The sequence below is a fragment of the Nonomuraea sp. NPDC004702 genome (assembly GCF_053601695.1).
On the sequence record NZ_JBSGCE010000148.1, the window covers coordinates 1 to 9,224 of the forward strand.

Below are 9,224 nucleotides of genomic sequence, written 5' to 3' on the forward strand. Positions count from 1 at the left end.
ATGCTTGTTTCCCGGCCTTCGGCGGCTCCTCCCGAAAGGCCCGGAACGTCGGCAACGACGTCCAAGAAATCCCAATCGTCCGGACTATTTCGCTGAGATCACCTCAGTATGAACATGATTTCGTGATCCCGAGCTGGTTCGGCGAGCTCGTGCAGGACCTTGGCCGGAATAGTCAATCCGGTCGGATTGCCAGGCGACACTAGGACGACCGCTCGTGTTCTTCGGGTCAGGGCGGCTTCCACTGCCGAGGCTTGAGGAATGAAGCCGACCCCTGTATGTACGTGGGCGGGTACCAGTTGGTCGCGTCGTAACCAAGGGTCGTGATTGAAGAGTACGGGGTCAGAAGAATGACCTCATCGCCAAATTCGGTGAGCGCCGAGGTGATCGCGCTGAATGCCTGCTCGCCGCCGGCCGCGACGAGAACCTGCTCGCCGCCGATTAGTCCTTGATGGGTTGCCGTGAGCTCACGTGCAATGAGATTTCGTAGGCTTAGTAGGCCGGTCCGCGAAGTGTAGGCGCACGGGTTCGATTCGGCGATCACCGAGTCTTTGTCATCCTTCTTGCCTGGCTCTGCTAAGCAGGACTGATGGTGCATCTACCCGTCCGGCTCGGCTGCCGGAAGTCCGGGTCTGGTCGCAGGCCACAGGGTTCATCCCCACCAGCCACCGCTGCTGGTCTGCAGTAATAGGATGAAAGGCTCACTGTACGCAGTCGCTCTGTGATCTTCGGTGAGGCCGTGTAGGGAGGCGTGCCTCGTGATAGGTCGATGATTCGAAGGTCGCCGCGATAATGGTTAACAAGGGAGTCGGAAACTCCAGTCGGCGGAACGATCTGATCAAGTGTGCGGCTGCTAAGCCTCATTATTGGACCATAGAATCTCCGGATGCACGGGACAACCGTTTGTGCGAGTGGTACCGTCGGCCCATGACCATCGTTGCCAGGCTAGCTGAGCTCGGTTACAAGTACGAACCACACGCTCTCGAGTTTCCGCCGTTCCAGCAGGCCGCTAGAGTTGGCGACCTGATCTTCACGGCAGGGCAGATCTCGCAGCACGAGGGTCTGGAGATCAAGGGGAAGGTCGGCCGAGATCTCGACGTCGCTACCGGTGTCAAGGCTGCCGAACTCGCTGCCTACAATTGCCTCCGAGCGGCTGGCGCAGTGGCCGATATCGAGTCCATCGTGCGAGTCGTAAAAGTCTTCGGCATGGTTAACGCGGCTCCCGGCTGGGACGAGACGCCTAAAGTCATTGACGGAGCCAGTAAGTTCTTGCGCGGCGCACTGGGCGAAAGAGGACGCCACGCGCGATCGGCAGTAGGAATGGTCCTGCCCTACAACTGGGCCGTAGAGATAGAGATGGTGCTCCAGGTTTCCTGATAGGACAGTAACCGTACGTCAGTGGAGCTGGATATTTGTGGTGCTCAGGTTGGCGCAGCGATGGAACTAGTGCTGCGTTCCTCAGAGGGTGTAGGCGAACCGTCGGCGTAGCTGCCGTGGTGGCGGTGGTGGACGTCCCCAAACCCAGGGTTTGGCCAGGGCGTTGAGTTGAGTGGTGGCGATGCGGGTGGCGTAGTCGATGTCGTCCGGGCCGACGAAACACTGCCCGGCGATGGCATGCCGCCGGAAGATGCGCCACCAGGCTTCTTGCGGGTTGAGCGCCGAGCAGGTGCGCCCGCTGCTCTCCGGCGCCGCCGGCTGCCTGGTCGTCGTCACCAGCCGCAACCGGCTGTCCGGCCTCGTCGCCGTCGAAGGCGCCCACCCGATCACCCTGCATCAGCTGTCCGGGGCCGAGGCCCGCCTCATGCTCGCCCGCGGTCTCGGCCGGGCGCGCGTCGCCGCCGAACGGCCCGCCGTCGACGAGATCATCGACCGGTGCGCGGGGCTGCCGCTCGCCCTGGCCGTCGCCGCCAGTGGCGCCCCTCCACCCCGACCCGCCCATCGCGGCGCTCGCCGACCGGCTGCGAGAGGACGTGCGCGGGCTCGACATGTTCGCCGGCAGTGACTCGGCCGCGGACCTGCGAGCCGTGTTCTCGTTGTCGTACCACGCGCTCAGCGCCGCGGCCCGGCGCCTGTTCCGGCTGCTGTGCTGCCATCTCGGCCCCGACCTCGGCGTCCAGGCGGCGGCGAGCCGCGCAGGGCTGCCGCGCCGGCGGGCGCGCCCGCTGCTGCCCGAGATGGCGGGGGCCACGTAGCGATGGAGGAGGTCCCCGGCTGGTACGCCGTGCACGGCCTGTTACACGGCTACACCAGCGAGCTCGCCGACTCGGAGGAGACCCCCGGCGGCAGGCGTGACGCGCTGCGCCGGGTGCTCGACCACTACGTGCACAGCGCCCAAGCCGCGGACCGGCTGCTGGACCCGTACTGGAGCACGATCGACCTGCCCGCGCCCCCGGCCGGGATGAGCCCGGAGCAGCCCACCGACGGCAAGGGCGCGCTGGCGTGGTTCGACGCTGAGTACCCGGTGCTCAGGAGGGCCGTCGAGAAGGGCGGCTAGGAGGGGATGGATTGGGCGGTCTGGCACCTTGGGTGGGCGCTCACGACGTACCAGCGGCGGCACGGAGCCGGGCAGGACCAAAGCGCCGTGCAGGCCCTCGCTCTCGCGGCGGCCATGAACCGGGCCGAGCAGGGCTGGGAGGCGTACTCCCACCTGTGCCTCGGCCAGGCCGCCACCCACCTCGGCCTGTTCATGGAGGCCGCCACCCGCCTCCGCCACGCGCTCGGCCTCTGCGCCGAGACCGGCGACCTGCGCGGCCAGGCGGACACCTGTGTCGCTTCCACCGCGGCACTTCGCGAGCAGGGCTGCCACGACGACGCCCTGCTCCACCTGGAGCAGGGCGTGGTCCGCCAGCGGGACCTGGGCAACCGCGACGGACAGGCGAGCGTCTGGCACGGCCTGGGGCGGACGCACCACGCCATGCGCGACCGCCAGCAGGCCGTCGCTTGCTTCCTGCACACCGACCTCGGCGACCACTACCCCGAGGCCGCTGCACTGGCCGCCCTCGGCGACGTCTCCGGACGTGATCTCAGCGAATTGCTGGTAGGTAGTCGTGTTCGAAATGGGTGAGGACGAGCGCCGCGCGGGCGATGTCGCCGATTCGGCTGGGGGCTGAGGGTGATGTGCTGGAGGGTCCGCCAGCGGCCTTTGAGCAGGGCGAAGCCGCGCCCGCCGAGACAGCGCAGGGCTCGTAGGAGCCGGTTATAGGTGCGGTTGTCCAGGCTGAGGATCTGGTTTCCTTCGGGCCGCCTGATCGGCGTGTGAATGCCGATTCCGGCGCCGTCGTAGCCGCTGTCGGCCAGGGTGGGCAAGCCGGCTGCGGCAGCGGCGTGCGGCGCGCCCAGCACATGCGGACGGGCGGCGGTCACGTCATGGACGGAACCGGGCTCGACCTCGGCGATCCACAACGGTAGCCCGCCTGGTGCCGACAATGCTTGGAGGTTGCCAGCGTGCTGGTGGGCCTTGCCCGAGTACCAGATATCGATGGACTCGCCCTTGACGCTCAGGGTCCGCTTGGCGCGGCGGTCGATGGGGATCAGGGTGCCGTCCAGGATCACGTAGGCCAGCCCTTCGGCTTGGGCGCGCTCGAGGGCGTCGGGCAGATCCGGTGCTTGAGCTGCGAGAACTTCGACTCCCTCATGGATGTAGCGGTAGGCGGTGGCCCGGGAGACGTGACGATCGCGGCCGAGTTTGGGGATGTCGTGCTCGCCGCGGAACCAGCGCATCACCATGACCGCTTGCCGGAACGGGGTCAAAGCCCGGCTGCCCTGTGAGGAACCGCGCAGTTGGCGTTCTGCGCGCGGGAGTTGGGCGACGTACTGAACGAGTGCGCGGGAGACGTTGAGCGTGGACGATGAGCAATCACGTGGAGCCTTCCGGCTGATGGGGTTCTTATGGTGAGAGCTCTTCTACCGGGGGGGCTCCACGTCTGTTTCCGGCCTTCGGCAACTCCTCCCGAAAGGCCCGGAACGCCACCAGCGGCGTCCGAGAAATCCCAATCGTCCCGAACTATTTCGCTGAGATCACCTCACTGGACGGTGGGCGACCGGGATTCGGCGTACTACGTCCGGCTTGAGTCGCTCACCGTGCTGCCCGGGCTGGAGCTCGAGACCGCCGACCGGGTACGCGCCAAACTCGTGTCGCTCGGCCCGGCACGACTGGATCCAACCGGAGCCAGCCGAGAGCTTGACACCGTTCGCGGCAGCCGCTGACATTGATGGGAGCTGTATTCCGGAGGCGAATATTCGAGGTGCCGGGGAATATGAATCCGTTTGAGGACGAGGACAGGGTTTATCGCGTACTGATCAACGAGGAAGAACAGTATTCGTTGTGGCCGGCCTCGATCGACGTTCCTTCGGGATGGTCGGTCGCGCTGGAGAAGACGTCACGGCAGCTGTGCCTGGACTACATCAACGAGCAATGGACCGACTTGCGCCCGCGAAGCCTGCGTGAGGCCATGGAGCGGCAGCAGTGACTCTGGCGGAGTTGTTTGAGCGGCAGGTGGAGCGCACGCCGGAGGCCCCGGCCGTTATCTACGACGGTGTCACGCTCTCTTACGCCGAGGTGAATGCGCGGGCCAATCGGCTGGCCCATCATCTGCTCGACCTTGGCGCCGGCCCGGAGCAGGTGGTGGCGATCGCGCTGCCGCGCTCGTTCGATCTGATCACTGCGATATACGCGGTCACCAAGACCGGAGCCGCGTACCTGCCGATCGACCCCGACTATCCGCGCGAGCGGGTGACGTTCATGCTGCGCGACTCGGGCGCCCGCGTGCTGGTGACCACCCGCGACCTAGGCTGGGCCGACGAGCCGGTGGTGCGGGTCCTGCTGGACGAATCCGCCTTCGACGGGAATTCGGCTGCCGACCCCTCCGCCAGGCGGCACCTGCACCCGCAGCACCCCGCCTACGTGATCTACACTTCGGGCTCCACCGGTCGCCCCAAGGGCGTCGTCGTCCCCCAGAGCGGCATCGTGAACCGCCTGCTGTGGATGCAGGCCGAGTACGGGCTCGAAGCCGGTGACCGGGTCCTGCAGAAGGCTCCGTCCAGCTTCGACGTGTCGGTCTGGGAGTTCTTCTGGCCCCTGCTCGCGGGCGCCGCCATCGTGGTCGCCGCGCCGGAAGGCCACAAGGACCCGGTCTACCTAGCGTCCCTCATCCAGCGGGAGCACGTGACGACCGTGCATTTCGTCCCCTCAATGCTGGAGCCGTTCGTCCGCACGCCCGAGATCGCCGGATGCGGCAGCCTACGGCGGGTGTTGTGCAGCGGCGAGGCGCTGTCGGGGAATCTGGCGCGCAGGTTCCGGGCCGTGCTGGGCGCCGGGCTCCACAACCTATACGGCCCCACGGAAGCGTCGGTGGACGTCACGTCGTGGCACTGCGAGGAGGACGACAGCGCCCTCGTGCCCATCGGGCGCCCGATCTGGAACACCCGGCTTCACGTGTTGGATGGCGAGCTGCGCCTGGTGCCGCCTGGGGTGGTGGGGGAGCTGTACATCGCTGGTGCGGGGTTGGCGCGAGGGTATCTGGGGCGGGCGGGGCTGACGGCTGAGCGATTTGTCGCCTGCCCGTTCGGGGCTCCTGGGGAGCGGATGTACCGGACCGGGGACCGGGTGCGGTGGCGGGCGGACGGTGAGCTGGAGTTCGTCGGCCGGGTCGATGACCAGGTGAAGATCCGTGGCATCCGGGTCGAGCCGGGAGAGGTGGAAGCCGTCCTGGCCGGCCTGCCCGGAGTGGCGCAGGCTGCTGTGGCCGTGCGCGGAGATCGGCTCGTGGGGTACGTGGTGCCGGACAGGGCCGGCTGCGATCTGATGCGGGTGCGGCGGGAGCTGGCGCGGCGGTTGCCGGACTTCATGGTGCCAGCGGCGTTGGTCGGGCTTGAGGCGTTGCCGCTGACGCCGAGTGGGAAGGTGGATCGTCGGGCTCTTCCGGCTCCGGATTTCGTGGCGGTGGTGGGTGGGCGCGCTCCACGTACGCCGCGGGAAGAGATGTTGTGTCAGCTTTTCGCTGAGGTGCTGGGCCTGGATCGGGTCGGCATCGACGACAACTTCTTCCACCTGGGTGGGCATTCGCTGTTGGCGACGCGGTTGGTGAGCCGGGTTCGTTCGGTGTTGGGTGTCGAGGTGCCGATCCGGGCGTTGTTCGAGTGGCCGACTGTCGCGGGTTTGGTCGCGAACCTGGAACAGGTGGGCCGGGTGCGTCCGGCGTTGACGCGTGCTGATCGCTCAGGCCAGGCCCGGTTGTCGTTCGCGCAGCAGCGGTTGTGGTTCCTGCAACGCCTTGATGGGCCGAGTGCCACCTACAACATTCCTATCGCTTTGCGGCTGTCGGGACACCTCGATGCGGCGGCACTCAAGATGGCGCTGGGCGATGTGGTTGAGCGGCATGAGAGCCTGCGCACCGTCTTCCCCGAGGTCGAAGGCGTGCCGTACCAGGAAGTGCTGGAGGCGCCCGAGGGCGGGCCGTCGCTGGACGTCGTCACCGTCGGCGAGGACGCCCTGGCGGAGGCGCTGCGGCAGGCTGCTGGGCACGAGTTCCGCCTCGCCGTGGACCCGCCCGTCCGCGCCTGGTTGTTCGAGACGTCGGAGACCGAGCACGTGCTGCTGGTGGTGCTGCACCACATCGCCGGGGACGGTTGGTCGATGGGGCCGCTCGCCCGCGACTTGGCGGCGGCCTACCGGTCTCGGCTCGCCGGACGCGCCCCGGACTGGGTGCCGCTGCCGGTCCAGTATCAGGACTACAGCGCCTGGCAGCGGGAGCTGCTCGGGGATGAGTACGACCCGGACAGCCTTGCCGGCCGCCAGCTCACGTATTGGGAGCGGGCGCTGGCCGGGCTGCCCGACCAGATAGCGTTACCGACTGACCGCCCACGGCCGGCGCGGAGCAGTTATCGGGGTGAGTCGGTCGAGTTCGAGTTGCCAGCCGGCCTGCACGCCCGGCTGGTGGAGGTGGCGCGCGCGCATGACGTGACGGTGTTCATGGTGGTGCAGGCGGCCTTCGCCGCGTTGCTGACCCGGCTTGGCGCGGGTGAGGATGTCCCGATCGGGTCGGTGGTGGCCGGTCGCACCGACGCCGCGCTGGACGAGCTGATCGGGTTCTTCGTGAACACGCTGGTGCTGCGCACTGACACCAGCGGCAACCCCAGCTTCGCCGAGCTGCTGGCGCGGGTGCGGGAGACCGATCTGGCGGCCTACTCCCACCAGGACCTGCCGTTCGAGCAGCTTGTTGACCGGCTCAACCCCGCCCGCTCCACGGCCTACCACCCTCTATTTCAGGTGATGCTGGTCTTCAACAACAACGAGCCGTCCGGATGGGAGCTGACGGACCTGACGGTGGCCAGGCACCCCGTCTGGCTCGGCATCGCGAAGTTCGACCTGCTGCTGTCGTTCACCGAGAGCCCGTCTGGCATGACTGGCGTCCTCGAGTACGCGAAGGACCTGTTCGACCGGTCCACCATCGACACGACGATCTGGCGGCTGCTGCACCTGCTGGACGACCTGCTGGCCGACCCGGCACAACCCATCGGCCGGCACGACCTCCTCACTCCCGCCGAACGCCGCCACCTGCTCACCGACTGGAACCACGACGACCTCCGGCCCACGGACGGCACGCTCGACGAGCTGTTCCGCCGGCAGGTCGCCAGGACCCCCGACGCCACCGCGGTCACGGTCTTCGACGGGACGAAGCTCACCTACGCCGAGCTCGACCTGCGCGCCAGCCACCTGGCCCACCAACTGATCGCCGCCGGAGCAGAGCCGGAGCGCATCGTCGCGATCGCACTGCCCCGCTCGCTCGACCTCGTCGTCGCCATCGTCGCGATCACCAAGACGGGAGCCGCGTACCTGCCGCTCGACCTGCGGCACCCGCCCGCGCGGCGGCAGGCAATCCTCGGCGAGTCCGCGGCGGCACTGCTGCTGACCAGCCGGGCGGAAGCCGCGAGCACCCGGTACAAGGGCCCGGACGTCGTCCTCGTCGACGCCGAGCCGGGCACCCCCGCACACCCCACCACCTGCCCGCAGATCGCGGGCCACCCCGACCAGCTTGCGTACGTCATGTTCACGTCCGGGTCGACGGGAGTGCCGAAGGGCGTTGCGACCAGCCACCGCAACGTCCTGTCCTTCGTCGCCGACAGCTCGTGGCACAGCAGCGCGCACCGGCGAATCCTGCTGCACTCGGCCGCCAATTTCGACCCCTCGACGTACGAGCTGTGGGTCCCGCTCCTACTCGGCGGCGAGGTCGTGCTCGCCCCGCCCGGCGACCTGGACGCGCCGTTGCTTGCCGAGGTCGTCTCCCGGGAGAGCGTGGGCGCGCTCTGGATGGCGTCCGGCCTCTTCACACTGATCGCCGAGAACCCCGGCTGCCTGAAGGGCGTGCGTGAGATCTGGCTCGGCGGCGACGTCATCCCGCCGAGCGCGGTGCGCCAGGTCATGGACGCCTGCCCGGGCCTCACGGTGGTCGACGCGTACGGGCCGACGGAGACCACGGTCTTCGCAACGCACTTCTTCGTCGAGGACCAGGACACGATCGAGGGCGAACTGCCCATCGGCGACCCCCTCGACAACACCCGCGTCCACGTGCTGGACGGTGAGCTGCGCCTGGTGCCGCCTGGGGTGGTGGGGGAGCTGTACATCGCCGGTGCGGGGCTGGCGCGCGGCTATCTGGGCCGGGCGGGGCTGACAGCCGAGCGGTTCGTGGCCTGCCCGTTCGGGGCTCCTGGGGAGCGGATGTACCGGACCGGGGACCGGGTGCGCCGGCGGGCGGACGGCTGTCTGGAGTTCGTCGGGCGGGCCGACGGCCAGGTGAAAATCCGCGGGTTCCGCATCGAGCTCGGCGAGGTGGAGGCCGTGCTGGCCGGCCTGCCTGGGGTCGGCAGGGCCGCGGTGGTGATGCGGGAGGACCGGCCGGGCGAGCGACAACTGGTGGGCTACGTGGTGACCGACCTGTCCGGGGACGACCTGGCACGGCTGCGCAGAAGGCTGGCGGACCTGCTGCCCGACTACATGGTCCCGGCCGCGCTGGTCGCGGTGGACGCCCTGCCGCTGTCGCCGAGTGGGAAGGTGGATCGTCGGGCTCTTCCGGCTCCGGATTTCTCGGCGGTGGTGGGTGGGCGCCCGCCGCGCACCCCGCACGAGGAGATGTTGTGTCAGCTTTTCGCTGAGGTGCTGGGCCTGAACGACGTCAGCAAAGCCGTGCTCCACACCGCTCCCTTGCGGGTGGCGGGCTCGCTGCTGCCAG

At 68.3% G+C, this 9,224-nt stretch carries 9 protein-coding genes and 1 pseudogene; 6 read left to right on the top strand and 4 right to left on the bottom strand.

Going from position 1 to position 9,224, the window contains the following annotated elements:
- Positions 1–98 precede the first annotated feature (98 nt).
- Together ACWEJ6_RS53635 and ACWEJ6_RS53640 are read right to left on the bottom strand one after the other, a co-directional pair.
- The gene (locus ACWEJ6_RS53635) at positions 99–242 is read right to left on the bottom strand and encodes an aminotransferase class I/II-fold pyridoxal phosphate-dependent enzyme (RefSeq protein WP_452433432.1); all 144 of its coding nucleotides are present in this window, start codon (positions 240–242) and stop codon (positions 99–101) included.
- Positions 227–541, bottom strand: a complete 315-nt coding sequence (locus ACWEJ6_RS53640) for a hypothetical protein (protein ID WP_452433433.1) — start codon at positions 539–541, stop codon at positions 227–229. Before ACWEJ6_RS53640 ends, ACWEJ6_RS53635 begins: the two co-directional genes overlap by 16 nt.
- Before the next feature lie 383 nt (positions 542–924).
- On the opposite strand from ACWEJ6_RS53640, the gene ACWEJ6_RS53645 reads away from it, so the two are divergent.
- The gene (locus ACWEJ6_RS53645; RefSeq protein WP_452433434.1) at positions 925–1,374 is read left to right on the top strand and encodes a RidA family protein; all 450 of its coding nucleotides are present in this window, start codon (positions 925–927) and stop codon (positions 1,372–1,374) included.
- A gap of 81 nt (positions 1,375–1,455) precedes the next feature.
- Here ACWEJ6_RS53645 and ACWEJ6_RS53650 read toward each other — a convergent pair whose 3' ends face one another.
- Positions 1,456–1,710: a hypothetical protein gene (locus ACWEJ6_RS53650; protein WP_452433435.1), complete on the bottom strand. Its 255-nt coding sequence runs from the start codon at positions 1,708–1,710 to the stop codon at positions 1,456–1,458.
- 197 nt (positions 1,711–1,907) lie between these two features.
- Here ACWEJ6_RS53650 and ACWEJ6_RS53655 point away from each other — a divergent pair, with 197 nt between their 5' ends.
- The 3 genes from ACWEJ6_RS53655 to ACWEJ6_RS53665 all read left to right on the top strand — a co-directional run bounded on the left by ACWEJ6_RS53655 (position 1,908) and on the right by ACWEJ6_RS53665 (position 3,061).
- Positions 1,908–2,189 carry a hypothetical protein gene (locus ACWEJ6_RS53655; RefSeq protein ID WP_452433436.1) on the top strand — a complete coding sequence of 94 codons (282 nt, stop codon included), beginning with the start codon at positions 1,908–1,910 and terminating at the stop codon, positions 2,187–2,189.
- Between the two features lie 2 nt (positions 2,190–2,191).
- Complete coding sequence (locus ACWEJ6_RS53660; protein WP_452433438.1) at positions 2,192–2,491, top strand: hypothetical protein; 300 nt, start codon at positions 2,192–2,194, stop codon at positions 2,489–2,491.
- Positions 2,492–2,578: 87 nt separating this feature from the next.
- Entirely contained in the window at positions 2,579–3,061 is a 483-nt protein-coding gene (locus tag ACWEJ6_RS53665; RefSeq protein ID WP_452433440.1) for a hypothetical protein, read from the top strand.
- On the opposite strand, the pseudogene ACWEJ6_RS53670 reads toward ACWEJ6_RS53665, so the two are convergent.
- A pseudogene (locus ACWEJ6_RS53670) lies at positions 3,021–3,876 on the bottom strand (transposase family protein). The gene ACWEJ6_RS53665 and the pseudogene ACWEJ6_RS53670 overlap by 41 nt on opposite strands.
- A 377-nt stretch (positions 3,877–4,253) precedes the next feature.
- Between ACWEJ6_RS53670 and ACWEJ6_RS53675 the strand changes: the two are divergent.
- Positions 4,254–4,466: an MbtH family protein gene (locus ACWEJ6_RS53675; protein WP_452433442.1), complete on the top strand. Its 213-nt coding sequence runs from the start codon at positions 4,254–4,256 to the stop codon at positions 4,464–4,466.
- Positions 4,463–9,224, top strand: a 4,762-nt coding sequence (locus ACWEJ6_RS53680; RefSeq protein ID WP_452433444.1) for an amino acid adenylation domain-containing protein, incomplete at its 3' end; no start/stop codon positions are given. The genes ACWEJ6_RS53675 and ACWEJ6_RS53680, both read left to right, overlap by 4 nt.

Excerpts from the sequence above, each read along its gene's own strand:
- ACWEJ6_RS53660 (WP_452433438.1), top strand. The coding sequence starts at position 2,192 with ATGGAGGAGGTCCCCGGCTGGTACGCCGTGCACGGCCTGTTACACGGC.
- ACWEJ6_RS53645 (WP_452433434.1), top strand. The coding sequence starts at position 925 with ATGACCATCGTTGCCAGGCTAGCTGAGCTCGGTTACAAGTACGAACCA.
- ACWEJ6_RS53675 (WP_452433442.1), top strand. The coding sequence starts at position 4,254 with ATGAATCCGTTTGAGGACGAGGACAGGGTTTATCGCGTACTGATCAAC.